The sequence below is a fragment of the Limnomicrobium aquaticum genome (assembly GCF_040545545.1).
Lineage (GTDB): Bacteria > Pseudomonadota > Alphaproteobacteria > Rhizobiales > Rhizobiaceae > Ensifer_A > Ensifer_A aquaticum.
The window spans coordinates 177,734-202,533 of record NZ_JBEPMB010000007.1 but is presented as its reverse complement, the minus strand read 5'-3'; the positions used below and the strand labels follow the sequence as shown (position 1 = coordinate 202,533).

General features: G+C 61.8%; 18 protein-coding genes. 6 read left to right on the top strand and 12 right to left on the bottom strand.

What is annotated here, in order from left to right; genetic code table 11:
* The first annotated feature begins 2 nt into the window (after nucleotides 1-2).
* Entirely contained in the window at nucleotides 3-1,184 is a 1,182-nt protein-coding gene (locus tag ABID16_RS19055) for an MFS transporter (RefSeq protein WP_354557943.1), read from the top strand.
* Here ABID16_RS19055 and ABID16_RS19050 read toward each other — a convergent pair whose 3' ends face one another.
* The gene (locus ABID16_RS19050; protein ID WP_354557942.1) at nucleotides 1,185-2,066 is read right to left on the bottom strand and encodes a LysR family transcriptional regulator; all 882 of its coding nucleotides are present in this window, start codon (nucleotides 2,064-2,066) and stop codon (nucleotides 1,185-1,187) included.
* Between the two features lie 133 nt (nucleotides 2,067-2,199).
* Here ABID16_RS19050 and ABID16_RS19045 point away from each other — a divergent pair, with 133 nt between their 5' ends.
* Complete coding sequence (locus tag ABID16_RS19045) at nucleotides 2,200-3,153, top strand: NAD-dependent epimerase/dehydratase family protein (protein ID WP_354557941.1); 954 nt, start codon at nucleotides 2,200-2,202, stop codon at nucleotides 3,151-3,153.
* Here ABID16_RS19045 and ABID16_RS19040 read toward each other — a convergent pair whose 3' ends face one another.
* The 3 genes from ABID16_RS19040 to ABID16_RS19030 form a co-directional block, all read right to left on the bottom strand.
* Nucleotides 3,154-3,489: a zinc ribbon domain-containing protein YjdM gene (locus ABID16_RS19040; RefSeq protein ID WP_354557940.1), complete on the bottom strand. Its 336-nt coding sequence runs from the start codon at nucleotides 3,487-3,489 to the stop codon at nucleotides 3,154-3,156.
* A 135-nt stretch (nucleotides 3,490-3,624) separates the two neighbouring features.
* On the bottom strand, nucleotides 3,625-5,901 hold the full coding sequence (locus tag ABID16_RS19035; protein WP_354557939.1) for a xanthine dehydrogenase family protein molybdopterin-binding subunit: 2,277 nt from the start codon (nucleotides 5,899-5,901) through the stop codon (nucleotides 3,625-3,627).
* A gap of 4 nt (nucleotides 5,902-5,905) precedes the next feature.
* The gene (locus ABID16_RS19030) at nucleotides 5,906-6,367 is read right to left on the bottom strand and encodes a (2Fe-2S)-binding protein (protein WP_354557938.1); all 462 of its coding nucleotides are present in this window, start codon (nucleotides 6,365-6,367) and stop codon (nucleotides 5,906-5,908) included.
* A 79-nt stretch (nucleotides 6,368-6,446) separates the two neighbouring features.
* Here ABID16_RS19030 and ABID16_RS19025 point away from each other — a divergent pair, with 79 nt between their 5' ends.
* Both ABID16_RS19025 and ispG read left to right on the top strand, forming a co-directional pair.
* Entirely contained in the window at nucleotides 6,447-7,043 is a 597-nt protein-coding gene (locus tag ABID16_RS19025; RefSeq protein WP_354557937.1) for a TetR family transcriptional regulator, read from the top strand.
* Nucleotides 7,044-7,141: 98 nt separating this feature from the next.
* Nucleotides 7,142-8,389, top strand: a complete 1,248-nt coding sequence (gene ispG, locus ABID16_RS19020) for a flavodoxin-dependent (E)-4-hydroxy-3-methylbut-2-enyl-diphosphate synthase (protein WP_354557936.1) — start codon at nucleotides 7,142-7,144, stop codon at nucleotides 8,387-8,389.
* A 57-nt stretch (nucleotides 8,390-8,446) separates the two neighbouring features.
* Here ispG and ABID16_RS19015 read toward each other — a convergent pair whose 3' ends face one another.
* Nucleotides 8,447-9,838 (bottom strand): MFS transporter, encoded by a 1,392-nt coding sequence (locus ABID16_RS19015; RefSeq protein WP_354557935.1) that lies wholly within the window; start codon nucleotides 9,836-9,838, stop codon nucleotides 8,447-8,449.
* 41 nt (nucleotides 9,839-9,879) lie between these two features.
* Complete coding sequence (locus tag ABID16_RS19010; protein WP_354557934.1) at nucleotides 9,880-14,652, bottom strand: NAD-glutamate dehydrogenase; 4,773 nt, start codon at nucleotides 14,650-14,652, stop codon at nucleotides 9,880-9,882.
* A gap of 256 nt (nucleotides 14,653-14,908) precedes the next feature.
* Here ABID16_RS19010 and pdxY point away from each other — a divergent pair, with 256 nt between their 5' ends.
* Nucleotides 14,909-15,817, top strand: coding sequence for a pyridoxal kinase (pdxY, locus tag ABID16_RS19005; protein WP_354557933.1), 909 nt, complete (start codon nucleotides 14,909-14,911; stop codon nucleotides 15,815-15,817).
* A gap of 105 nt (nucleotides 15,818-15,922) precedes the next feature.
* Complete coding sequence (locus ABID16_RS19000; RefSeq protein WP_354557974.1) at nucleotides 15,923-16,519, top strand: carbonic anhydrase; 597 nt, start codon at nucleotides 15,923-15,925, stop codon at nucleotides 16,517-16,519.
* Nucleotides 16,520-16,707: 188 nt separating this feature from the next.
* On the opposite strand, the gene ABID16_RS18995 is transcribed toward ABID16_RS19000, so the two are convergent.
* From ABID16_RS18995 to ABID16_RS18970, 6 genes are all read right to left on the bottom strand, one after another.
* Nucleotides 16,708-17,526 carry a lytic murein transglycosylase gene (locus tag ABID16_RS18995; protein WP_354557932.1) on the bottom strand — a complete coding sequence of 273 codons (819 nt, stop codon included), beginning with the start codon at nucleotides 17,524-17,526 and terminating at the stop codon, nucleotides 16,708-16,710.
* A gap of 217 nt (nucleotides 17,527-17,743) precedes the next feature.
* Nucleotides 17,744-18,778 (bottom strand): aspartate-semialdehyde dehydrogenase, encoded by a 1,035-nt coding sequence (locus ABID16_RS18990; RefSeq protein WP_354557931.1) that lies wholly within the window; start codon nucleotides 18,776-18,778, stop codon nucleotides 17,744-17,746.
* 300 nt (nucleotides 18,779-19,078) lie between these two features.
* A complete protein-coding gene (locus ABID16_RS18985) occupies nucleotides 19,079-19,882 on the bottom strand; it encodes an exodeoxyribonuclease III (protein WP_354557930.1) in 804 nt (267 codons plus the stop codon).
* A 77-nt stretch (nucleotides 19,883-19,959) separates the two neighbouring features.
* The gene (locus ABID16_RS18980) at nucleotides 19,960-20,562 is read right to left on the bottom strand and encodes an outer membrane lipoprotein carrier protein LolA (RefSeq protein WP_354557973.1); all 603 of its coding nucleotides are present in this window, start codon (nucleotides 20,560-20,562) and stop codon (nucleotides 19,960-19,962) included.
* 124 nt (nucleotides 20,563-20,686) lie between these two features.
* A complete protein-coding gene (locus ABID16_RS18975; protein WP_354557929.1) occupies nucleotides 20,687-23,338 on the bottom strand; it encodes an FtsK/SpoIIIE family DNA translocase in 2,652 nt (883 codons plus the stop codon).
* 152 nt (nucleotides 23,339-23,490) lie between these two features.
* A complete protein-coding gene (locus ABID16_RS18970; RefSeq protein WP_354557928.1) occupies nucleotides 23,491-24,714 on the bottom strand; it encodes an ammonium transporter in 1,224 nt (407 codons plus the stop codon).
* Between the last annotated feature and the right edge of the window lie 86 nt (nucleotides 24,715-24,800).

The window sequence follows — 24,800 nt, the reverse complement described above, 5'->3', positions numbered from 1 at the left end:
GCATGAACGGCAAGGAAGAGGCGCGCTCCGGCAGGGCCGGCTATTTCACCCGCGAGCGCATGGCCGTCTCCACCCTCTTCTTCATCAACGGCCTGATCATGGGCGCCTGGGCGCCGAAGATCCCTGAATTCGCGAGCCGTCTGGGGCTCGATCCCGGCGCTCTCGGGATCATGATCCTGATCATGGGCGTCGGATCGCTGACCCTGATGCCCGCAGCGGGAACACAGATAGCACGCTATGGATCGACGAAGGTCACAAAAACGGCCACGATCCTGTTTCTGCCGACCATCCTGCTCCTGAGCCTCGCGCCGAATATCTGGCTGGGCGGCATCGCCATCTTCCTCTTCGGTGGGCTGACAGGGGCTATGGACGTTTCGATGAATGCCAATGCCGTCGAGACGGAAAAATCCATGCGTCGTTCGATCATGTCCTCCTGCCACGCCTTCTGGAGCCTCGGCACCTTTGTCGGTACGATGAGCGGCGGATTTCTGATCGAAGCGCTCGGAACTGTCGGGCATTCGATAGTGCTGACGGTCGCCGGTTTCGTTCTGCTGGCGGTGGTCTGGTCGCATCTTTTTCATGACGTGCCGCATGTGAGCGAAGCGCGCGAAAAGGTAAAATTGCCACTCAGTCCGCTGCCCTGGCTGCTCGGCATCATGGCGCTGTTTTCAATGATCCCGGAGGGATCGGTGCTGGATTGGGGTGCCCTCTACATTCGCCGCGAACTCGGCGCGTCGCTCGCTTTTTCCGGCTTTGCCTTCGGCGCTTTCGCCTTCACCATGACGATCATGCGCTTTGCCGGCGATCTGGTGCGGGACCGGTTTGGCGCAGTAAAGACCTTCCGCTTCTGCACGGTCATGGCGATTATCGGGCTGGTGACGGCAGGTTCTGCGCCGAACATGCTCGTTGCCTTCATCGGCTTTGCCATCTGCGGCATCGGCATTTCGAACATGGTGCCGATCGCCTTCTCGGCAGCCGGCAACCTGCCGGGCTTTGCGCAAGGCGTGGCGCTGTCGGTCACGACCTTCCTTGGCTATTCCGGCATGCTGTTTGCGCCGTCCGCCATCGGTTTTGCCGCCGAGCACACGAGTTTTTCGACCGTTTTCCTGACATTGCCGGTGTTCCTGCTGGCGGTGCTTGCCCTCTCGGGACTGGCCCGTTATGCGGACGCCGTCAAGAATTGATCAGGCCGAAAGCGGCATGGCGGTAATCGCCTCGCGCAGGAAATTCATCACCCGGCGGATTTTCAGGGAGGTGCGCAATTCCTCATGCGAGGCTAGCCACATGGGGAGTGCCGCGATCTTCAGCTCCGGCAGGATTTGCCGGAGTTGCGGCGTTTGCCGCCCGAGCCAGAGCGCTCCAAAGCCGATGCCGGCACCCGCCTTGACGAGTTCCCAGTAGGCAACCTGGTCGTCGGTGCGGAAGGTGAAGAGCGAGCGGTCGCCCTGAATTCCCAAGGCCTTCATACCGTTTAGGATCAAAGTGTCGCGGTCGTAGCCGACCATCCGGTGGCCAAACAGGTCTTCCATCCGTTGCGGCGTCCCGGCTTTCTCCAGATAGCGTTCATGCGCGTAAACGCCCATGGCGAAATCGTTGACCTTCACGGCGACGAGGTCGTTCTGTATCGGTCGCGTCATGCGGATGGCGATATCGGCGTCGCGTGCAAGGAGGTTGGCGACCGTATTGGAGGGCACGAGTTCGATATCGATGCCGGGCTCCGCCTCCTTCAGCGCCACGAGGATCGGCGGAAGAAGATAGGTCGCGACGATATCGCTGGCGGTGATCCGCACGGGGCCGGAGGCCTCGCTGGCGCGACCGGAGGCGCGCAGCAGAAAGTGGTCTGCCTCCTTCGCCATGCCGCGGGCATCGTCCAATAGCGAGAGGCCGGCTTCCGTCAGGGACATGCCACGGCGCCCGCGGATGAAGAGGGTGAGCCCCGTTGCCGCTTCCAGTTCGTCGATATGGCGGCCCACGGTTGGCTGGCTCAGCCGCAACGTTTCGGCAGCGGCAAGGAGCGTACGCTGTTCGGCGACGGCGAGGAAGGTCTTGATAAGGTTCCAGTCCATGGTGTTCAAATTCGTATAGTTAAGATCCAATCTTGTCCATATTCACAAAGAAAATTCGGGAATAGCGTCTTCTCATTGAAACCGGAGCGAACGCGCCGAAGCGGCGGCTCCTGCAATCGAAGAGGATAGACACATGAAAATTGCAGTTCTGGGCGCCAACGGACGTCTCGCCCATGCCGTCGCCAAGGTCTTTCTGGCCCGTGGTCACGAGGTCATCGCCGTCACCCGCGGCGGGCGGTGTGACGGCCTTTCGGGCCGCGTCGAATATCGCGCGGCGGATGCCATGGACCGGGCGCAGGTCATTGCCGCCACGATGGGCGTCGACATGATCTTCAATGGTCTCAACCCGCCCTACGACAAGTGGGAAGGCACTGTCCTGCCGATGGCGCGCAACGTCATGGCGGCGGCGAAGGAAAACCGCGCCGTGCATCTCTTCATCGGCAATGTCTACAATTACGGGAAGGAGATCGGGCTGAATGTCGATGACGATGCGCCGTTCGCACCGACGACGGAAAAGGCGCGCATCCGCATCGAGATGGAAGCCCTGTTCAGGGACGCGACGACCGAAGGCGTCAAGACGGTGATCCTGCGCGCCGGCGACTTCTACGGAACAGACAAGATCGGTACCTGGCTCGACCAGATGATCGCGACGAAGATCGACAAGGGCGCGTTCTCCTGGCCGGGTCCCTATGACCTGCCGCATGCCTTCGCCTACCTGCCGGATCTGGCCGACGCCTTCGTGCGGCTGGCCGAACGGGCGGACGAACTGCCGATGTTCTCGCAGTTCAATTTCGAGGGTCATACGCTGACGGGCGAGGATTTCGCCCGCGCCGCCGAGCTTGCGGCAGGGCGGCAGCTCGCCCGCAAGAAGGTCTCCTGGGCGCTGCTCAATGTCGTCGGACTCTTCTCGCCGATCGTGCGCGAGGTCGTGAAGATGAACTATCTCTGGTTCACCCCGCATTCGCTGTCGGGTGAAAAGCTCGAAGTGTTTCTCGGCACCGTCGAAACGACGCCGGCCGACGAGGCGATTGCGCAGGCGCTGGTCGATCACGGTTTCGTCAATCGGCCATATGCCAAGGCGGCTTGATCAGACCTTCTTGACGAACTCGGACTTCAGCTTCATCGCGCCAAAACCGTCGATCTTGCAATCGATATTGTGGTCGCCCTCGACAAGGCGGATGTTCTTGACCTTGGTGCCGACCTTCAGGACCTGCGAGGAGCCCTTGAGCTTCAAGTCCTTGATGACGCTGACGGTGTCGCCGTCGACCAGCGTGACGCCGTTGGCGTCGCGGAAGCTGGTCTCTTCGGCTTGCGCCTCTGCACCGGGCGACCATTCATGGCCGCATTCGGGACAGATCATCAGTCCGCCATCCTCATAGGCAAAGGCGGACTGGCATTTCGGGCAGGGCGGGTTCTCGCTCATGGCGGTCCTTTCAATGCCAAAGCCTCCGGAAATCCCGGAGGCTCAAGCAAAAGTTCAAATGGGATGACCGCCCTCCTAGCGCCTCCGCCACAACTTGTCGAGCGGTTGCGCACGTCATCTGATAGGCGACGTGCTTCAGACGAAGCTGACTTCGCCATTGAGAGGCATGGACCGGATCCGTTTCCCGTTGAGCGCGTAGATCGCGTTCGCCAGCGCCGCCATGACCGGCGGCGTGGCGGGTTCGCCCGCGCCGCCGAGATGTCCGGAATTTTCCAGAATCTCGATCGTGATATCCGGGCACTGGTTCATGCGCATGGCGTCATAGTCGCTGAAATTCGATTGTTCCGGCGCGCCGTTCTTGAAGCTTATCTGCTGGCCGATGGCGGCGGAGAGGCCATAGATCGCGCCAGACATCATCTGCGCCTTGAAGTTCAGCGGGTCGAGCGCCATGCCGGGATCGGCGACGATCCAGACCTTTTCGACGCGGATCGCCCCGTTCTCGTCCTTGACCTGAACGACCTCGCCGACCCATGTGCCGAAGGAAATCGTAAAAGCGATGCCCTGCGCGCGGGTCTTGTCGATGGGCTTGCCCCAGTCGGAGAGTGTCTTGAGCCTGTCGAGGATCGCAATCGCGGTCGGATAATCGGCCATCAGCTTGCGGCGGAACTCCAGCGGATCGATTTTGCCGGCATGGGCCAGCTCGTCCATGAAGCTTTCATACATGAAGGCATTGAAGGAATTGCCGACCGAGCGCCACGATGCGACAGGCGTCGAAAGCGGGGCCTTGTAGCCGTCGATGCGGAAATTCGGGATCGTGTAGGGCTGGTTATAGGCCCCGTCGACGATGAGATTGTCGGGACCGGCGGTCGGCAGGCCCGGCATGATGCGGCCGACCATGCCGGCCATGACGGAGGGCGAGGCGACCGAGCCGTGAACGGCAACGGGCAAGCCGTCATTGCCGAGGCGGGCGCGGTATTTCGCCAGCGCTGCGGGGCGATAGGGCCCGTGGCTCATGTCCTCCTCGCGCGTCCAGGTGACTTTCACCGGGCGGCCTTCGGTTTCCATGGCGATGCGGATCGCGTAGTCGGAGAAATCCGGCTCGATGCGCCGGCCGAAGCCGCCGCCGAGGAAGGTGGTGTGGACATTGATCTTGTCGTCCGCGAGATTGGTCAGCCGCGCACCGATGATCTTGATGACGCTGGGTGCCTGATTGGGCGACCAGACATCGAGCACGCCGTCTTTCAGCCGCGCCGTGGCGTTCATCGGCTCCATCGTCGCATGCGACAGGAAGGGTGCGTAATATTCCGCCTCGACCAGCTTCTCGCGCGGGGCATCCGCGAAAGCCTTTTCCGGGTCGCCCGAGGAACGCAGCGAGAAGCCGCCGCCGGCGGCAATTGTGTCGGCAAGGATTTTCTTCGCCTCCGCATCGTCGCGTTGGCCGGGGCCGTCGGCCCAGATAACCTTGACCGCATCAGCCGCCTTGAAGGCGCGCCAGGTGTTGTCGGCGATGACCGCAAAGCCCTTGCCGTAGAGGCTATCGATGGCGATGACCTTCTTCACGCCGCGCATCTTGAGCGCTTCGGAAGCGTCGAAACTCTTCATCGCGCCGCCCGGCTGCGGGTTCATCTTGACCGTTGCATAGAGCATGTCTGGGAGTTGCACGTCGATGCCGAAGATCGGCTGGCCCGTGACCTTCGCCGGCATGTCCTTGCGCGGCTGCGGCTTGCCGAGAAGATTCCATTGCGACCGCGGCTTCAGCGCGACATCGGACGGCGGGTCGATCTTCGCCGCATCGAGCGCCAGTTCGCCGTAAGTCAGGCTCTTGCCGGACTTGGCGTCGATCACCTTGCCGGCTTCGGTCTTCAGCGAGGCGGCTGGAACACCGAGCTTTTGCGCGGCGGCGGCTTTCAGCGTTTCGCGGGCGGTCGCCCCTGCAAGCCGCATCTTTTCGTAACCGTCGGCCAGCGAAGACGAGCCCCCGGTCATCTGGAGCGCCAGAAACTTGCCAATGACGCCCATGGCGTTGCGGACAGTTTCGGCTACCATGGAATGGTCGAAGGCGGGGAAGGGCGCGCCTTCTCGGAGTGCGGCGTCATTGTAATAGGCGGGGGCTGCTGGCCCATGTTCGATGGCGATCTGCTCGAGCGTGACATCCAGCTCTTCCGCGACAAGGGCGGCGAGCGTCGTGAACGCGCCCTGGCCCATTTCGGCGCGGGGAACGATGACGGTGATGCGGTTGTCCGTGCCGATCTTGACGTAGGGGTTAAAGGTCGCCTCGCCGTCGGCGAGCCCCTTCTTCAGCGGGTTTTCAAGCGGCTGCTTGTATTTGTAGTAGCCGAAGGCCACGCCGCCGGCGACGGCGGCAGCGCCAACAAGAAACGTGCGGCGGGCGATTTTTCCGATGGATGCCATGGTCTCAAGCTCCCGTCTGCTGGCCGGCAGCGGCGCGCTTGATGGCGGCGCGGATGCGCGGATAGGTGCCGCAACGGCAGAGATTGCCGCTCATGGCGTCGTCAATATCCTTGTCGGACGGCGTGGGGTTGGCTTCCAGCAGGGCGACCGCATTCATGATCTGGCCGGCCTGACAGTAACCGCATTGCACGACCTGCTCATCGAGCCATGCCTGCTGGACCCGATGCAGCGCATCCGGCTTGCCGAGACCGTCGATGGTGCGGACATTGGATTTCACCTCACCTGCGGCAGTCTGACAGGACCGCATTGCCTGTCCGTCAATGATCACCGTGCAGGCCCCGCAAAGGCCCGCACCGCAGCCGAATTTCGGGCCCTTGATGTTCAGTTCGTCGCGCAGTGCCCAGAGCAGCGGCATGTCAGGCTCGATGTCGAGCTCATGGACGGTTCCGTTGACTTGCAGTTTCATTTTTGCGCACCCTCCCTGTAACATTGGACCGAAGCAGTCAGTCCTTGACAAAATAACGAAAAATGTCAGTATGTCAATCATGCAAGCCAAAGACCGCGATCCGAAGGCTGCGGCGATCCTTGATGCCGCCTTCCAGACCTTTTTCCAATATGGCGTGAAACGCGCCACGATGGACGATATTGCGCGCGCGGCCGGCATGTCGCGGCCGGCGCTCTATCTCGTCTACAAGAACAAGGCCGACATTTTCCGCGCCTGCGTCCTGTCGATGATGGACGAACTCCGCGAACGGCTTGCCGGCATCGCCTTGTCTACGGGGTCGGCGGAAACGCGGATCATGGCGGTAGCCCGCACAGGCATTGTCGAGCCGCATGAGACCATCGGGGCATCTGCCCATGCCGAAGAGCTTTTCGCGCTGAAATCGGAAATCGGGGCCGATCTCTTTCGCGACTGGATGAAGCTGATCGAGGTGACGATTGCCGGAATTCTTGAGCAGGAGGCGTCTGCGGGCCGGGTTACGCTCGCGGTGGCCGGCGTGAGCGCGGCCGAAATTGCGGCGATGATCACGGACGGCGCAGAAGGGTTCAAGCTGCGGATGACCTCAGCAGAGGAGCTCGCCCGGCGGCTGGAGAGTTTCGTGCGGTTGATGATCGGGCCGCTTGCCGCACAGGCCGGCTGATTGGGTCAAACTTCCGGCACCGCTGCCTTGTCACGATGTTGACATCGCCCCATGTTTGATCCACCTGAAAACCAACACTCTCCGTTGAAAGCCGAGCCATGAGCAATCCGTTCGATCCGAAACCGCGCCGCGCCTCCGTTGCCGTTGAAGTGGGTGGCGTCATTGTCGGTGGCGGTGCGCCGGTCGTCGTGCAGTCGATGACCAATACCGATACGGCCGATATCGATGGTACGGTGGCGCAGGTCGCCGCGCTTCATCGCGCAGGCTCCGAAATCGTCCGCATCACCGTCGACCGCGACGAGAGTGCGGCGGCCGTGCCGAAGATCCGCGAGCGGCTGGAGCGGCTGGGCCTCGATGTGCCGCTGGTCGGCGATTTCCATTATATCGGCCACAAGCTGCTCGCCGATCATCCGGCCTGCGCCGAGGCTTTGGCGAAATACCGCATCAATCCCGGCAATGTCGGCTTCAAGGACAAGAAGGACAAGCAGTTCGCCGAGATCGTCGAAAAGGCCATCACTTACAACAAACCGGTGCGCATCGGCGTCAACTGGGGCTCGCTCGATCAGGAATTGCTGACCCGGCTGATGGATGAAAATGCCGCCAATGGCTCGCCGCTGACGGCGCGCGAGGTGACGCGCGAGGCCATCGTGCAGTCGGCGCTGCTTTCTGCCGAACTTGCGGAAGAAATCGGCCTGCCGCGCAACAAGATCATTCTCTCGGCGAAAGTCAGCCAGGTGCAGGACCTCATTGCCGTCTATTCGATGCTGGCGGAACGCTCGGATCATGCGCTGCATCTGGGTCTGACGGAAGCCGGCATGGGCTCGAAGGGCATCGTCGCTTCGTCCGCCTCCATGGGTTATCTGCTGCAGCAGGGGATCGGCGATACGGTCCGCGTTTCGCTCACCCCCGAGCCCAATGGTGACCGCACCCGTGAAGTCATCGTCGCGCAGGAACTCCTGCAGGTCATGGGCTTCCGGCAATTCCTGCCCGTGGTGGCCGCCTGCCCCGGCTGCGGCCGCACGACCTCCACCGTTTTCCAGGAGCTTGCCCAGAAGATCGAGGGCGATCTGCGCAAGAACATGCCTGTCTGGCGCGAGAAATATCCGGGCGTTGAAGCCCTCAACGTCGCCGTCATGGGCTGCATCGTCAACGGGCCGGGCGAGTCCAAGCATGCCGATATCGGCATTTCGCTTCCCGGCACCGGCGAAACGCCCGCCGCCCCCGTCTTTATCGACGGGCAGAAGGCGATGACGCTGCGCGGGCCGAATATCGCCGCCGAGTTCGAGGGGCTGGTGGCAGACTATATCGAGAAGCGGTTCGGGCGGAAGACGGAAGCGGCGGAGTAAGCTGCGTTCGGTTCCTGTCAGAAATTCAAAGGCGGCCTTCGGGTCGCCTTTTTCGTTTTAGTCCCTTGCTGGATAGGGCGTCGCCAAAAGGAAGCCGAGGCCGACCACCAGGAAGACGATGATGGTCGCCATTCCGAGATGCGCCGAGCCTGTTGCAGCGGTGACGATCGAGAAGGCAAGCGTTGCCATGAAGCTCGTGGCGCGGCCGGAGAGTGCGTAGATCCCGAAATAGCGGCCTGCTTCCTCCGGCTTGATGCTGCGCGACATGAAGGATCGCGACGAGGCCTGGACGGGGCCGAAGGCGATGCCGATGAAGAGGCCGTACAGGATGAAGATCTTCTCGGCGGCGGTGCCGAACAGGCCGCCGGAATCCGTCGTCGACAAGGCGATGAGGCCGAAGAGAGTTGAATCCTTTGCCGTCGAAATGATGCCGATGGTGGCGAGAAGAAGACTGATGAGGCTTAACACCACGACGCGCTTGGAGCCGAGCTTGCCGTCGAGCCAGCCGGCTATGACATTGCTCGCAATGGCGACGATGTTGAGAATGATACCGTAGATGCCAATCTCGATCGTCGCCCAGCCGAACATGCCTGCCGCGAAGGCGCCGCCGAGAACGATGACCGCATTGACGCCGTCCTGATAGATCATGCGGCCGATGAGGAAGCGGGCGAGGTGGCGCCGGGTGCGCGTCAGTTCGGCCAGGGAGAACTTCAGTTCGAGGAGGCCATCCTTCACGGCCTTCGCCATGCTGACCCCGGTGCTTTTCACGTCGGGCGTGAAAAAGAACATCGGCAGGATGAAGATGAAATACCAGAGGGCGGAGAGCGGGCCGGTGATGCGGGCGTCCTCGCCGAGCGCCGGGTCGAGGCCGAAGAGCGGCGTGATCCCGATCAGAGTCTTGCCCGTCGAAGGGTTGCCGGCAAGCAGTAGAATAACGGCGAAGAGGGCAATCATGCCGCCCAGATAGCCAAGCCCCCAGGCGAGATTGGAGATCTTGCCGACATCCTTTTCGGGGATCAGACGCGGCATCATGGAATCGTTGAAAACAATGGAGAATTCAGCCGCCAGCGTCGCGAAAATCCAGAAGATCATCGGATAGATGATCGGCGAGCCGGGCGCGGCGAACCAGAGCATCGCCAGCGAGACGATCTGGATGACGGCGAAAAAGCCGATCCACTTCTTCTTGGCGCCAGTTGCATCGGCAATCGAGCCGAGGATTGGCGAAAAGATCGCGATGATGAAGCTCGCTATCGTTGCCGCATTGCTCCAGTGGGTCTGGGCCGATATCGGATCGTCGGTCAGCCGCGAGACGAAATAGGGACCGAAGATGAAGGTGGTGACGACAGTGAAATAGGGCTGGGCCGCCCAGTCGAAAAACATCCAGCCGAGAATGCCCCGGCGGGTGGTTTTCGGTGCGTCCTCAATGACTTTCACCGCTTCGCTCACCATGTTTTTATCCCCGCAACCCCTCTGGACTTGCGGGGACTGTGTCATGCCGCCTTGCCGACCGCAAGGTCGTTGAGGAGGCTCGCCGCCAGCACGTAGCGGGCCAGCGTCAGGTCGCCGCTTTCGGTGATGGCCGAAAGCTGTCCGGTGATGCGGGCGAGCGTCGCCTCATGCGTCATCAGCCATTGATGGAGCGGCGCTTTGCCGCCCTTGCCGTCGGTCAGAACCTGCACGGCGATGGCGCGCCGTGCCGCTGAAATGTCGTCGAGGCTGCGGGCCAGCGCCTGCTCCTCGTACATGTCCGCAGCGGTGACCGGATTGGCGGGCGAAAGCAGCCGGCCGATGCGCAGGGTCTCCGTCACACCGGTGAAGGTGTCGGCAGCGCGCTCGAGGTTCTCGCCCGAGGCTTCCGCAACCTGCGCAATCTCCGGCACGAGAACGAGGGCTCTGAGGCCGGTCAGGTCGTTTGCCAGCGCTTCCGGAACGCCGATCTCGGTCAGACGCGCCTTGTTGTCTTCAGCATCGCGGCGGGCAGCGGGGGAAAGCAGCGTCAGCGCCTTGCCCTTCAGCGCCTTCATCGTCTTCTGCAGGCGGTTTGCGGCCTCTTCCAGCGAGCCGGACATCATGCCGGCCTTGAGAACCAGGCGGGTCGCCGCGCGATAGACCTCTTCCGTGAGCGCATAAAGCTCGTTCTGCCGGTTGCCGGGGATGACCGTGTCGAGCGCATCGATCTCGCGCCAGATAGCGGGAAGGCCGAAGCCGTCGCGCACGATGATGGCGGCCTTGACGATGTCTGCGGGGCTTGCGCCGGTGGCATCCGAAAGGGTCGTGATGAAGGCAGGGCCGCCGCGGTTGATCACATGGTTGGCAAGCACGGTTGCGATGATTTCGCGGCGAAGGCGGTGCTTTGCGATATCATCCGCATAGGCTTTGCGCATGCCGGCGGGGAAGTAATCCGAGAGGAGGCCGGCGAGCCAGGGATCGTCGGGAAGATTACTCGCCACCAGTTCGTCAAACAGCACGATCTTGGCATAGGAGAGCAGAACTCCGATTTCTGCGCGGGTCAGCGGGTGGCCCGAGGCATAGCGCTCCGTCATCGTCTGCTCGTCTGGCAGGTTCTCGACCTTGCGGTCGAGCTTGCCGTCGGCCTCCAGCCGGTTCATGAAACGCGCCAGCTCGCGACCGTTTCCAAGACCGCGCCGTCCGGTTAGGGAAATTGCCAGCGATTGCAGGTAGTTGTTGCGCAGCACGAGTTCGGCGACCTCGTCGGTCATCGAGGCGAGCAGCTTGTTGCGCTTCGGGCGCGGCAGGCGATCCTCGCGCATGGCGCTGGAGAGCGCGATCTTGATGTTCACCTCGACGTCGGAGGAGTTGACACCTGCCGAATTGTCGATCGCATCCGAATTGCAGCGTCCGCCCTTCAGTCCGAAGGCGATGCGGCCCTTCTGCGTTACGCCGAGATTGGCGCCTTCGCCGATCACCTTGGCGCGGACCTCTGCCGCAGCCACGCGGATCGGGTCGTTGGCGCGGTCGCCGACTTCGGCATCCGTTTCGGAGGCCGCGCGGATATAGGTGCCGATGCCGCCGAACCAGAGAAGATCCACGTCCGCCTTCAGGATGGCCGTCATGATTTCAAAGGGTGTTGCCGAGCCCTTCGAAAGGCCGATGGCGCTGGCCGCTTCCGCCGTCAGCTTCACGGATTTCTCGTTGCGTGAAACGATCATGCCGCCCTTGGAGAGCTTTGCCTTGTCATAGTCCTGCCAGCTCGAACGCGGCAGCGCAAAGAGCCGCTGGCGCTCGGCGAAGGAGGCCGCCATGTCCGGATCGGGGTCGATGAAGATGTCGCGGTGGTCGAAGGCGGCGATGAGGCGAATCTTGCGCGACAGCAGCATGCCGTTGCCAAAGACGTCGCCCGACATGTCGCCGACGCCGGCGACGGTGAAGGGGGTCGACTGGATGTCGATGTCCATCTCGCGGAAATGGCGCTTGACCGCTTCCCACGCACCGCGCGCGGTGATGCCCATCTTCTTGTGGTCGTAACCGGCCGAACCGCCCGAGGCAAAGGCGTCGTCGAGCCAGAAACCGGCTTCCTGCGCGAGACCGTTGGCGGTGTCGGAGAAGGTTGCGGTGCCCTTGTCGGCGGCGACCACGAAATAGGGGTCGTCGCCATCGTGGCGGACCGTCTTTTCCGGCGGCACGACGTCTGCGCCTTCCAGATTGTCGGTGACGGAGAGAAGCGTGCGGATGTAGGTCTTGTAGGCCTCCGTGCCGGCGGCGAAAACGGCGTCGCGGCTCCCGCCTGCCGGAAGGCGTTTGGGATAGAAGCCGCCCTTGGCGCCAACGGGCACGATGACAGCATTTTTGACCTGCTGCGCCTTCACGAGGCCGAGAACTTCCGTGCGGTAATCCTCGGCACGATCGGACCAGCGGATGCCGCCGCGTGCGACCTTGCCGAAGCGCAGGTGAATGCCTTCGACCTCTGCACCATAGACGAAGATTTCGCGGAAGGGCTTCGGCTCCGGCAGGCCGTCGATCTCGTGCGGATTGAGCTTGAAGGCGAGCGTTGCGCGCGGCAGGCCGTAAAGCCCCTTCTGGAAATAATTGGTTCGCAGTGTTGCGCGGATCACGTTCATGTAACGGCGGAGAATGCGGTCGTCGTCGAGGCTCGGCACGGAGGAAAGCTGTTCCTCCAGCTCGGCGACGATCTCGTCTTCGCGCTTGCCGCGCTGCTTGTTGGAGCCCGAGGGGTCGAGCCGGGTGACGAAGAGGCTGAAGAGGCGCGAGGCAATCTCGGGGTAGCGGACGAGGGTGTCGGCGATATACCCTTGCGAATATGCGATCCGCGTCTGGCGCAGATAGCGCGCATAGGCGCGCATCACCACCACTTCGCGGGCCGTCAGGGCGCTGGTCAGGACGAGCCGGTTGAAACTGTCATTGTCGATGGCGCCGCTGAAGGCGGCCAGGAGCGCCTCTTCGAGCGGCTTGCGTTCAGCCGCGAGATCGATTGCGCGGCCACCGGCGTGGGCGAGTTCCATGTCATGCAGGACAACGGGCGAGGTCTCGGTGCCATCGCGCAGCATGAACTCGTAGGTACGCTCCGCAATCACCTGGAAGCCGAGATTTTCGAGAAGCGGCACGCGGCGCGACAGCGAGAGCGGTTCGCCGGCGTGGAAGATCTTGAGGCTGACTTCCGAGGCTTCGCCGACGGTGCGGTAGAATTCCACCGAAACGTCATGGGTGACGGCTTGCTTGATCTTCGGAAGATCGGCAAAGGCATCCTTCGGTTCGAAGGCGGCCTGGAAATCCGGGCCGGTTGAAAGTGCACACTCGTGGCTGCCGGCGAGCGCGCTGAACCGCTCTTCCCAGGAGGTCGCGATGTTGCGCACTTCGCGTTCGAGTTCGGCCTGCGCGATGCGTGGCGTCTTGCCGCCAGAGCGGCCGATGATGAAATGGACGCGGGCGACGCCACCTTCCGGGAAGGCGGGGTAATAGGCGGAGACGCGGCCGTCATAGACGGTCTTGAGATAGTTGCCGATCCGCTCGCGAACGTCCGAATCGTATTGCTCGCGCGGCACATAGACGAGGAGCGAGACGAAGCGGTCGAAATGGTCGATGCGCGGCAGAGCGCGAACGCGCGGCCGGTCGGCGAGATCCATGATCTGCTCGCAGAAGCCGGCGAGCAGGCTGCTGTCGATCTGGAAGAGGTCGTCACGGGGATAGGATTCCAGCACGTTCATCAGCGTCTTGCCGGAATGGCTGTCAGGCGCGTAGCCGAAATGGCGCACGACCTTCTCGACCTTGGAACGCAGAAGCGGGATCTGTGAAGCGGCCTGCGTATAGGCGGTGGAGGTAAAGAGGCCGACGATGCGCAGTTCGCCAATGACATCGCCATGCTTGTCGAAGCGCTTGATGCCGACATAGTCCATATAGGCGCGACGGTGGATGACCGACTTCACATTCGCCTTGGTGACGATCAGATAGTCCGGGCCTTCGAGGAATTCGATGATTTCCGGTGTCGTGGTGACTGCGTCCTTGCCGAGGCGCAGAACGCGCACGTCCGGATCGGAAAGAATGCCGAGGCCGGCGCCCTTGCCGCGTTCGACGGTCGCGTCGGCACCCTTGCCGGAATAGGTGTATTCACGCATGCCGAGGAAGGTGAAATTGTCGGCGCGGAGCCAGTCGAGGAAGGCGAGCGATTCTTCCTTTTCGCGGCGTTTGCCGTCCTGTGCGCGAATGCCGGCGACCGCGTGATCGAGCGTGGCGACCATGTCGCGCCAATCGCGCACCGACAGGTGAACCTGTTCGAGAACGTATTCTATGCGTTTGACAAGTGCCTTTGCCGCGTCCGGTGCGACGCGCGTCAGATGGATCTGCATGTGGCTGACGCGGCTTTCTGGATCGCTGCCGTCGTCACTGACGTGAAGGCGGGGCTCCTTGCCTTCTTCCACGATCAGGATTGGGTGGACCACCATGAAGATATCGCGATGCGTGCTGGTCAGTTCGCCCATGACGGAATCGAACAGGAACGGCATGTTGCGATCGGTGATGGAAAGCACCGAGCAGGCGATACCCTCGGGCGCGATGGCGTCGACGGTCGCAACTGACACGCGTGCGCTCTTGCGGTCCCAACCAGCAATTTCGGCCGCCGCATGCGCGCTGCCGGCCACCAGCATTTCGGCGCTATAGGCTTCGATATCATCCGCGCTTGCGCGGCCGTAGAGCAGTAACGGGTCGATGATGGCGGCCTTGGCAGACTTCGCGGTCTTGCGGGCCGCCTCCAGAACCTTGTCGCGTTTGGGGTTGCTGCGGCCTGCCATGAAACGTCCTCCCGGTGATTTGCGCGGAACAATATCAGAAATCCTGGATTTTTTGAGCTGAATGTGAAAATCGCTCAAATTTGTAATTTTCAGACGGTTTTTACTCCAATTTCATGACATTTCTGGCGATTCCGCTGTCGTTTTCAGCATTTTTGCGTTCGGTCCCGCACTTTTTGCCGGATTTGCAATAAAGTGGAAACGTTGACATGAGACGTCAGGCGGGTGAACACAAAAGCCCTGAAGCAGAGGTGCGCGTTTGGACCAGCAGAAGACAATCCTGTCGATTTCGAGCCATGTCATGCGCGGCGGCGTGGGCAATCGGGCTGGTGTTTTCGCGCTGGAATCGCGCGGGCACGCGGTCTGGTCTGTCCCCACCGTCATTCTGCCCTGGCACCCTGGCCACGGACGCTCGACACGCATCGCGGTGGAGACGACGGCTTTTGCAAGCGCGCTTGCGGATCTGAAAGGATCGAAGTGGCGGGGCGAGGTTCGCGCCGCCATGACCGGCTATTTTGCCGATGCGGGGCAGGTGCATGCTGCGGCCGAACTCATTCGTGCGTTGAAGGCGGACGATCCGTCGTTTCTCTATCTCTGCGATCCAGTGATTGGCGACGCGGGCGGACTTTACGTTGCCGGGCCTGTTGCTGCCGCCATTCGTGACGAGTTGATGCCGCTGGCCGATCTCGCGACGCCCAACCGCTTCGAGCTTGGCTGGCTGGCTGATGCTTCGGTTGATGACAATGCGGGCATTGTGGCAGCCGCGCGGCGCACCGGCATTGCCCGTGTTGTGTCCACGTCGGCGCACGCCATGATGAAGGGTGCGATCGCCAATCTCCTCATTGACGGCGACAGGCAGGTGCTGGCCGAGCATCAGGCGCTGGAACACGCGCCCAATGGGCTGGGCGATCTGTTTTCTGCACTTCTCCTGTCGCATGTTGTCGAAGGCCGATCGGCGGAAGAGGCGCTTCGCCTGTCCACCTCCAGCGTCTTCGAGATTGCCGCGCGCTCGATCCGTGCCGGTGCCGATGAACTTCTGCTGCAAGTCGAGGCAGCGTCACTCAAGACGCCAATGGCAAGCGTTGCCATCCGGCATCTGGTGAGCCCTTCCTCTGGCCGCAAGCGCGCTGCCGTGATAGCCCCGCTCGATAACGAGCCCGCGCCTTGATTGACGTTTGCTGCAGATGCTAAGGAAGACTGGCTTCAGTCCAGCAAAGGCGGGTCCCCCTTGGCGCAGTTTCCTGACGAACTTCTGAACGGCTATCGCAACTTCATGAACGGCCGCTATGTCGAAGAGAGCGACCGCTACCAGAGTCTCGCGAAGGAAGGGCAGAAGCCGAAGGCGATGGTTGTCGCCTGCTGCGATTCCCGTGCCGCCCCCGAAACGATCTTCGACTGCGGGCCGGGTGAGCTTTTCGTTGTGCGCAACGTTGCCAATCTCGTGCCGCCCTATGAACCCGACGGGAACTACCACTCCACGTCGGCGGCTCTCGAATTTGCGGTGCAGGGCCTGAAGATCCGCGACATTGTCGTCATGGGTCACGGACGTTGCGGCGGCATCAGCGCTGCCCTTGCACCGTCCTCCGAACCGCTTTCGCCGGGCGATTTCATCGGCAAGTGGATGGGCATGCTGGACGGGCCGGCGGAACAGATCAGAAGCGCTGGAATTCTAACGGCGGCGGAGCGGCAGCGGGCGCTGGAGCGTGTCTCGGTTCGCAATTCTCTCCAGAACCTCCGGACGTTCCCTTGCGTGAAAATTCTGGAGGATGCCGGCAAGATGCGGCTTCATGGCGCCTGGTTCGACATTTCGACAGGCGAGCTCTGGATCATGGATTCGGCGAGCGGCGATTTCATCCGTCCGAAGTTCTGAGCCTATCAAGACTTTGCCCAAATGAAAAAACCGGCGACCCGAGATCGCCGGTTTTTCTAGAGCATTTCCGATGAAAACCGGATCAACTGAAATGCTCAATCTCTTTGTTTTTTCGCAGTCCGAACGCAAAACCGCTGACGCACTTTTGCTGGACGTGCTCTCGTATGTGCCGTGAAACCGTTCGGGGGTCAGTTGCCCTCGATCTGCTTGCCCATGATGGCGATGGCCTGCTGGTAGACGGTTGCTGCGTTCCAGCCCTGGATCGCGGAGAAGTTCGGTTCGCCCGGCTGGTAGCCGGCCCCTGCGCGCCAGCCGTGGCCCTTCAGGAAGTTGGCTGTGGAGGCCAGTGCATCGGCCTTGGAGCCGGCAAGATTGACACGGCCGTCGCCGTCGCCGTCCACGCCGTAAAGCAGGACGTTCTTGGGCAGGAACTGCGTCTGGCCAACTTCACCATGAGCCGCGCCCGTCGAACTGACGGAGAGCGTTCCGGCCTGCACGAGCTTGAGAGCCGCGTAGAGCTGATCGGTGAAATAGTCCTGGCGGCGGCAGTCATAGGCGAGTGTCGAGACGGCAGAGAGCGTATGCTGGTCGCCCATGAAACCGCCGAAGCCGGTTTCCATGCCCCAGATCGCGATCAGCGGACCGGGCGAGACGCCGAAGCGGCTCTGGATGCTGTTGAACAGTGCGGCATTGGATTTCAGCATGGCGCGGCCGCGGGAGACGATACCGGCGGCGCCGCGCTTTTTCATGAAGGAATCGAGCGAAAGCTTGAAGCTGTGCTGACCGCGGTCGGCGCGAATGGTGGGCACGTTATAGTGGACATTCGAGAAGACGCTGTCGAGGACGGACGGCTTGATGCCGTTCTTTGCCGCCTCCGCCTTGAACTCCTGCACCCAGGCCTGAAAGCCCGCGCTGTTGTTTCCGCATTTGGCCGCGAAGGCAGGATCGGCAAAGGTTGCCGTGACCAACAGTGCAGCGGAAAGGCCCAACCATTTCGTGAATTTCATTCAACGCCCCCGTTCTGAAGAATGGCGCGGATGCGCGCCTGATTTTCGCAAATGACTGTCGATTAACCGACTCAAGATTCGCAGGAAGAATGCAGCGCCTTCATTGAGCGAAAATGGAGGCTTTTCGCAACCTGGTCTGCCGTGGAGGCGATCAAATTTCGGTGACCCGCCGCCCCGCTGACAAAATGCCGCGGGGCGGTGAGCCAAAATTGTCCGATCAGGCGGCCTTCTTCTTGGCCTTGATCAGGCCGCGGTTGACGAGAAGCTCGGCAATCTGGACAGCATTGAGAGCGGCACCCTTGCGCAGGTTGTCAGAGACGACCCAGAGGTTGAGACCGTTTTCGACGGTCGCGTCTTCGCGGATGCGCGAGATATAGGTCGCGTCTTCGCCGGCGCATTCGTAAGGCGTGATGTAGCCGCCGTTTTCATGCTTGTCGATGACGAGGCAACCCGGCGCTTCGCGCAGGATGTCGCGGGCCTGGTCGGCCGTGATCTCGTTTTCGAACTCGATATTGACCGATTCCGAATGGCCGATGAAGACGGGAACGCGCACGGCCGTGCAGGTCACCTTGATCTTCGGGTCGAGCATCTTCTTGGTTTCGGCCAGAACCTTCCACTCTTCCTTCGTGTAGCCGTCTTCCATGAAGACGTCGATGTGGGGAATGACGTTGAAGGCGATGCGCTTGGTGAACTTCTTGGATTCCACCGGATCGGCGACAAAAACGGCGCGGGTCTGGGTGAAGAGTTCGTCCATGCCTTCCTTGCCGGCGCCCGAAACGGACTGGTAGGTCGAAACGACCACGCGCTTGATCTTCGCATAGTCGTGCAGCGGCTTCAGAGCCACGACGAGCTGGGCGGTCGAGCAGTTCGGGTTGGCGATGATGTTGCGCTTGGTGAAGCCTTCGACCGCATCCGGGTTGACTTCCGGAACGACCAGCGGAACGTCCTGATCGTAACGCCATGCGGACGAGTTATCGATGACGACGCAACCCTGGGCGCCGATCTTTGGAGACCACTTCTGCGAGATCGTCCCACCAGCCGACATCAGGCAAATGTCGGTATCGGAAAAGTCGTAATTCTCAAGGTTGGAGACCTTCAGGACCTTGTCGCCGAACGACACTTCCGTTCCCTGAGACCGGGCGGAGGCGAGCGCCACCACTTCATCGGCCGGAAAGCCGCGCTCGGAGAGAATGTTCAGCATTTCCCTGCCGACATTGCCGGTTGCGCCGACGACTGCAATCTTGAAACCCATTTTCCTGCTCTCTTTCTTTTCTCTCCTCGTCCGGTGAGGGGGGAACCTGATCACGCATCAGGTATCCTGTCCCCGGCCGGGCCGGGGAGAGAGCGGCAGGCCAGAGACGTCAGACGGTTTTCGTCGTCGTTTTGGCCTTGGTTTTGGAAACGAAAGAACGGAAGCGTTCGCAGTCGCAAAGCGCTGCGTCGATCATGCCGGACATGTGATGGTCACACGAAAGCATAGGCCCGTCCTTTTCCGCTGCTGCTCATACGCTCTTTTAGGCGAGAGTCAAGATTTGCAAGGGTGCGGAGGCGACTAAAATACGAAGCGGGCGATGACCGGAACGTGGTCGGAGGGCTGCGCCCAGCCGCGCGCCTCGCGCAGGATTTCGATTTCTGTGACATGGGGGGCCAGGTCCGGCGACGACCAGATGTGGTCGAGGCGGCGGCCCTTGTCGGCGGCGTCCCAGTCCTTGGCGCGGTAGCTCCACCATGTGTAAAGCTTCTGCGGTTCCGGGAACTTTTCGCGCATGAGGTCCGACCAGCCGCCCTCGGCGATCACGGCCTTGAGCCCGTCCGTCTCGACCGGCGTGTGGCTGACGATCTTCAGGAGCTGCTTGTGCGACCAGACGTCGTGTTCCAGCGGTGCGATATTGAGGTCGCCGACCAGGATTGACGAGCGGCCAGTGCCGTCGAGCGCGCGCATAGCCCGCATTTCCTCGATGAAATCGAGCTTGTGGCCGAATTTCGGATTGATCGTGCGGTCCGGTTCGTCGCCGCCGGCGGGCACGTAGAAGTTATGCAGGCGGATGTTGCGCCCGGCGTGTTCGAAATCGACTGAGAGGTGGCGCTTGTCGCCCACGCCGCAGAAATCGCGGGTCTCGTGGATGTCGATCTTCGCCTTCGCCACCGTGGCGACGCCGTGATAACCCTTCTGGCCGCTGACCGCCATGTGAACATAGCCCAGCGCGCGGAAGGCCTCGTACGGAAATTCCTCGTCGCGGCACTTGATCTCCTGCAGGCAGAGGATGTCGGGCTGGAAGCGGGTGAGGAACTGCGCAACGATGGGCATTCTCAGCCGCACGGAGTTGATGTTCCAGGTGGCAAGCGTGAAGGTCATGACAAAAAGGTCCTGCGGGGTTCTCCCGGCAGGACCTATTCGGTGATGGCCTCGATGTCCAACGAATTTCGCGAGGTTTACTTGCCCTGCGCCGTGGGCTTCATCTGGTCGTAAGGCAGCGCGAACACGCTTCCGGCAAAATCGACACCGGCCTTGACGTTGTAGATCATGACCGATGTTTCTTTCCCTTGCGCATCCGTGATCGTCCACTGGCGCAGGTCGTTCGTGGCGGGGTCGAACATCATGGTGATCGACGAATCGCCGAAGACGGACTTGTCGCCAAGAACGATGGTGACGAGATCCGGGTCCTGCTTGACGCTGCGGACCATCTTGCCGGTCAGGTCGATCTTGTCGTCGAGCAGAAGGGCCAATGGTGTCTTGGAAAGCGGATACTGGTCCCAGGTGCCGAGCTTGATGTTGCCGACGACGAGGGTGCGGCCGTCGGAGATTACGCGCATGGGCGAGGGAGCGTCATAGTTGAAGCGCACCTTGCCGGGGCGGGCAATATAGAATTTGCCGCCGGTCTGGTCGCCGCGCGGCCCGAACTGGACGAAATCGCCCATCATCGTCTTGATGCTGGAGAAATGGTTGGCGATCTCCTGCGCCTTGCTGTTGGCCTGCTGGGCGCCTGCCGGCGCAGCACCGAGACCAAGCGCAAGCGCCATGGCGGGAAGGATCATGCCGAGCGGGCGCTTCAATCCAGATATGCCCGCCAAAACTTTCAGGAATTTCATTCTCGTCTCCTCGAATCTTCCTTTGTCTCTCAGGCAAACGCGGCGCCTTCAAGGCGGGTTCCTTGAGAGGTTATACGCCACCGGTAATGTCTGATTCGGTTGGAACGAGGATTTCGCGTTTGCCGGCGTGGTTTGCCGGGCCGACGATGCCTTCCTGCTCCATCCGCTCGATGATCGATGCGGCGCGGTTGTAGCCGATGCCGAGGCGGCGCTGGATATAGGAGGTCGAAGCCTTCCCGTCGCGCAGAACGACCGACACGGCCTGATCGTAGGGATCGTCCGAATCCGCAAGGTTCGACGTACCGGCCGGGCCGCCGCCACCTTCGCCGTCGCCATCCTCGTCGTCCGCCGTGATGGCGTCGAGATATTGCGGCACGCCCTGTGTCTTGAGGTAGGCGACGATGTCCTCGACCTCGTGGTCCGACACGAAGGGGCCGTGGACGCGCTGGATGCGGCCGCCGCCGGCCATGTAGAGCATGTCGCCCTGGCCGAGAAGCTGTTCGGCACCCTGTTCGCCCAGAATGGTGCGGCTGTCGATCTTCGACGTGACCTGGAAGGAGATGCGGGTCGGGAAGTTCGCCTTGATCGTGCCGGTAATGACGTCGACCGACGGACGCTGCGTCGCCATGATGACGTGAATGCCGGCGGCACGGGCCATCTGGGCGAGACGCTGGACAGCACCTTCGATATCCTTGCCGGCGACCATCATCAGGTCTGCCATTTCGTCGATGATGACGACGATATAGGGCAACGGCTTGAGTGCGAATTCTTCCGTTTCGTAGACGGCCTCGCCGGTTTCGCGGTCGAAGCCGGTCTGCACCGTGCGGGTGATCGCGTCGCCCGAGGCGAGCGCCTGCTCAACGCGGGTGTTGAAGCCATCGATATTGCGGACGCCGATCTTCGACATCTTCTTGTAGCGGTCTTCCATCTCGCGCACGGTCCATTTCAGCGCGACGACGGCCTTCTTGGGGTCCGTCACGACGGGCGAGAGCAGATGCGGAATGCCGTCATAGACGGAGAGTTCGAGCATCTTCGGGTCGATCATGATCAGACGGCACTTTTCCGGCGACAACCGATAGAGCAGCGACAGGATCATCGTGTTGATGGCGACCGACTTACCCGAGCCGGTGGTACCGGCCACGAGCAGGTGAGGCATCTTGGCAAGGTCGGCAATGACCGGCTCGCCGCCGATCGTCTTGCCGAGCGAAAGCGCCAGCTTGCCCTTGGCGTCGTGGAATTCCTGGTTTTCGATCAGTTCGCGCAGGTAAACCATCTCGCGCTTCTGGTTCGGCAGTTCGATGCCGATGGCGTTGCGGCCCTGCACAACGGCGACGCGGGCGGCGATCGCGCTCATCGAGCGGGCGATGTCGTCGGCAAGCCCGATGACGCGGGAGGATTTGATGCCGGGAGCCGGTTCCAGTTCGTAAAGCGTGACGACCGGGCCGGGACGGACATGGATGATCTCGCCCTTGACGCCAAAGTCATCGAGCACGCCTTCCAGCAGGCGGGCATTGTGCTCCAGCGCTTCCGGCGAAAGCGTCGAATCGCGGCCGGTGGATTTCGGTTCGGCAAGCAGCTCGGTCGAGGGAAGGATGAAGCTGTCACTGCCGCGCGGCGTCGGGGCCGGCGCACGCATGGTGGTGCGCACAGCGGCAGGCTGATGCTGGGGAGCTGCGGCGCGCTGCGGCTGTGGCGGCATCGATACCCGCGGGCTCGCGGCGGCGGGGCGGCTTTGGGGCACATCAATATCGAAGGGTGCGTCGTCGTCCTCATCGAAATAGGGATCGGCGGACGGCGCGGCAATCACACGGCGCTGCACGGGCGCAGCGTGAGCCATCTGCTCTTCATGCGCGGGCGAATAGGGGGCTTCGTCGATTTCGGCGGCGGCCGGATCAACGGATGCGTCTTCATATTCGTTGAAATCGTAAGGCTCTTCGATCTGGCCGCCGTTGCGGCTGGAGGCCTTCAGGCCGAAGATGCGGCGGAAGCGGGCCTGCCAGTTATACCAGTGGTGTGCGGCGGCGCCGAAGAAGACGGCGATCGGAGAATAGCTTTCGTCTTCTTCTTCGTCGTCACGGGCATCCGCCTGGCCCTGAGCGACAGTTCGAGCATTGGAAGCAGCGGATGTCTTGGGCGCGCGCTCCGGCGGGTTGCGCAGCAGAAGCCCGCAGGCGACCATCAGCAGCCAGGCGGCCGGAACCAGGAGAATGATGGCGAGGATCAGGCCGAAGGTTCCGCTCGGATAGGCACCGGCGAAAAGTGCAGGCAGGCGGAGAATCAGGTCGCCGGCCACGCCGCCGGCACCATTGGGAAGCGGCCAGGTAATCGGCGGCGGCACGCAGCCGACGGCGGCTGACGCGAGGACTGACCCGCCAAACCAGGCAGCAAAGCGCTGCGGCAGGCGGTTGATGCTGCGGTGGAACATGAGCGCTATGGCGAGGCAGAGCGGCGGCAACAGTGAAATCACGCTGGCGAGGCCAAAGAACTGCATGATAATGTCGGCGAAGATGGCCCCCGGATAGCCGAGAATGTTCGTCGCCGGCTTGCCGGTGGCAAAGCTGAGGCTCGGATCCGTAACATTCCAGGTCGACATGGCGGCAACGCCAAGCATCAGCAAGACGAAGATCGCAATGCCTGCAGCGAGGCCTGCCTGCCTGATGATGAAGGTCGAAAGTGCAAAGCCCTGCGGCCTGCCGTCCAGCGCTACCGTCGTCCGTGCCATGGAATCCAGCTCGTTTACTCAAATCACAATCGCGCATCGCCGGTCAAAGCAATGCCATGTTGAGCCGACGTTAGCAGGCGGAGAGTTAAAGCCCCTTTAACCATCCGCCTTCAGAAACTGTTTTCCTTTCGAAAGTCGCACTTGTTAGAAGATCAGCGGATCTCGGCTTCCGGGGAGGCGCCGATCTTATGGATCGAAAGATCAGCCCCGCGATATTCCTGTTCCTCGTCCAGACGAATGCCGATTGTGGATTTCAGGACGCCGTAAACGGCAAAGCCGGCGACCGCGCCGAAGGCGGCCACGACAAGCGAGCCGACAATCTGCGCGACCGGCGATACGCCGCCCATGCCGCCCAGACGCTCGAGCCCGAAGATACCGCAGGCAATGCCGCCCCAAAGGCCGCAAAGGCCATGCAGCGGCCAGACGCCCAGGACGTCGTCGATCCGCAACCGCTCCTGACAGATATGGAAGCCGCGTACGAAGATGATGCCCGCAATGCCGCCCGTGATGAGCGCGCCGATGGGGTGGAAAACGTCGGAACCGGCACAGACGGCAACAAGGCCGGCCAGCGCACCGTTGTGGACGAAGCCGGGATCGTTGCGCCCCGCGATGGCGGCCGTCACGATGCCCCCCACCATAGCCATCAGCGAATTGATGGCGACAAGGCCGGAAACACTGTCGAGCGATTGCGCACTCATGACGTTGAAGCCGAACCAGCCGGTGCACAGAAGCCATGACCCGAGCGAAAGCCAGAGGATCGACGACGGCGGGAAGGGATGCGAGCGGCCGGCCGCGGTGTAGCGGCCCTTGCGGGCGCCGAGCGTGATCACCGCGCCAAGCGCCACCCAGCCGCCAAAGGCGTGGACGACGAGCGAACCGGCAAAGTCATGCAGTTTCGCGCCTGTGAGCGATTCGATGGTCGCCTGGATGCCGTAGTTTCCGTTCCAGATGATGCCTTCGACCAGAGGATAGAGAAGGCCGACAAGGGCGAGCGTTGCGATGCTCTGCGGCAGGAATTTCATGCGCTCGGCGACGCCGCCGGAAATAATTGCCGGGACAGCGGCGGCAAAGGTCGCAAGGAAGAAGAATTTCACCAGTGTGAGCCCTTGCGCGCCAAAGACGTTTCCGCCCGCCAGGCCTGCCAGTTCATGCGCGCTGACGAAGAAGGAAATGCCATAGGCAATGGGAAAGCCGATGGCGAAGTATGCGAGTGTCGACAATGCGAAGTCGACGAGGATCTTCACCAGCGCATTGACCTGGTTCTTGTGCCGCACGGTGCCGGCTTCCAGGAAGGCAAAGCCGCCATGCATGGCGAAAACGAGAATGGCGCCCGTCAGCAGAAAGAAGACGTCGCCGCCGATATGTGTATGCTCCATGGCATCCGCCCAATTTTTGTTCTCTTGTTGCGGCAGATGTAATCAAAATGCATGCCAAATGGGCATTGCCTGCAAAATCGGCGCTT

Excerpts from the sequence above, each read along its gene's own strand:
- ABID16_RS19055 (WP_354557943.1), top strand. The coding sequence starts at position 3 with ATGAACGGCAAGGAAGAGGCGCGCTCCGGCAGGGCCGGCTATTTCACC.
- ABID16_RS19050 (WP_354557942.1), bottom strand. The coding sequence starts at position 2,066 with ATGGACTGGAACCTTATCAAGACCTTCCTCGCCGTCGCCGAACAGCGT.
- ABID16_RS19045 (WP_354557941.1), top strand. The coding sequence starts at position 2,200 with ATGAAAATTGCAGTTCTGGGCGCCAACGGACGTCTCGCCCATGCCGTC.
- ABID16_RS19040 (WP_354557940.1), bottom strand. The coding sequence starts at position 3,489 with ATGAGCGAGAACCCGCCCTGCCCGAAATGCCAGTCCGCCTTTGCCTAT.
- ABID16_RS19035 (WP_354557939.1), bottom strand. The coding sequence starts at position 5,901 with ATGGCATCCATCGGAAAAATCGCCCGCCGCACGTTTCTTGTTGGCGCT.
- ABID16_RS19030 (WP_354557938.1), bottom strand. The coding sequence starts at position 6,367 with ATGAAACTGCAAGTCAACGGAACCGTCCATGAGCTCGACATCGAGCCT.
- ABID16_RS19025 (WP_354557937.1), top strand. The coding sequence starts at position 6,447 with ATGCAAGCCAAAGACCGCGATCCGAAGGCTGCGGCGATCCTTGATGCC.
- ispG (WP_354557936.1), top strand. The coding sequence starts at position 7,142 with ATGAGCAATCCGTTCGATCCGAAACCGCGCCGCGCCTCCGTTGCCGTT.
- ABID16_RS19015 (WP_354557935.1), bottom strand. The coding sequence starts at position 9,838 with ATGGTGAGCGAAGCGGTGAAAGTCATTGAGGACGCACCGAAAACCACC.
- ABID16_RS19010 (WP_354557934.1), bottom strand. The coding sequence starts at position 14,652 with ATGGCAGGCCGCAGCAACCCCAAACGCGACAAGGTTCTGGAGGCGGCC.
- ABID16_RS19000 (WP_354557974.1), top strand. The coding sequence starts at position 15,923 with ATGAACGGCCGCTATGTCGAAGAGAGCGACCGCTACCAGAGTCTCGCG.
- ABID16_RS18995 (WP_354557932.1), bottom strand. The coding sequence starts at position 17,526 with ATGAAATTCACGAAATGGTTGGGCCTTTCCGCTGCACTGTTGGTCACG.
- ABID16_RS18990 (WP_354557931.1), bottom strand. The coding sequence starts at position 18,778 with ATGGGTTTCAAGATTGCAGTCGTCGGCGCAACCGGCAATGTCGGCAGG.
- ABID16_RS18985 (WP_354557930.1), bottom strand. The coding sequence starts at position 19,882 with ATGACCTTCACGCTTGCCACCTGGAACATCAACTCCGTGCGGCTGAGA.
- ABID16_RS18980 (WP_354557973.1), bottom strand. The coding sequence starts at position 20,562 with ATGATCCTTCCCGCCATGGCGCTTGCGCTTGGTCTCGGTGCTGCGCCG.
- ABID16_RS18975 (WP_354557929.1), bottom strand. The coding sequence starts at position 23,338 with ATGGCACGGACGACGGTAGCGCTGGACGGCAGGCCGCAGGGCTTTGCA.
- ABID16_RS18970 (WP_354557928.1), bottom strand. The coding sequence starts at position 24,714 with ATGGAGCATACACATATCGGCGGCGACGTCTTCTTTCTGCTGACGGGC.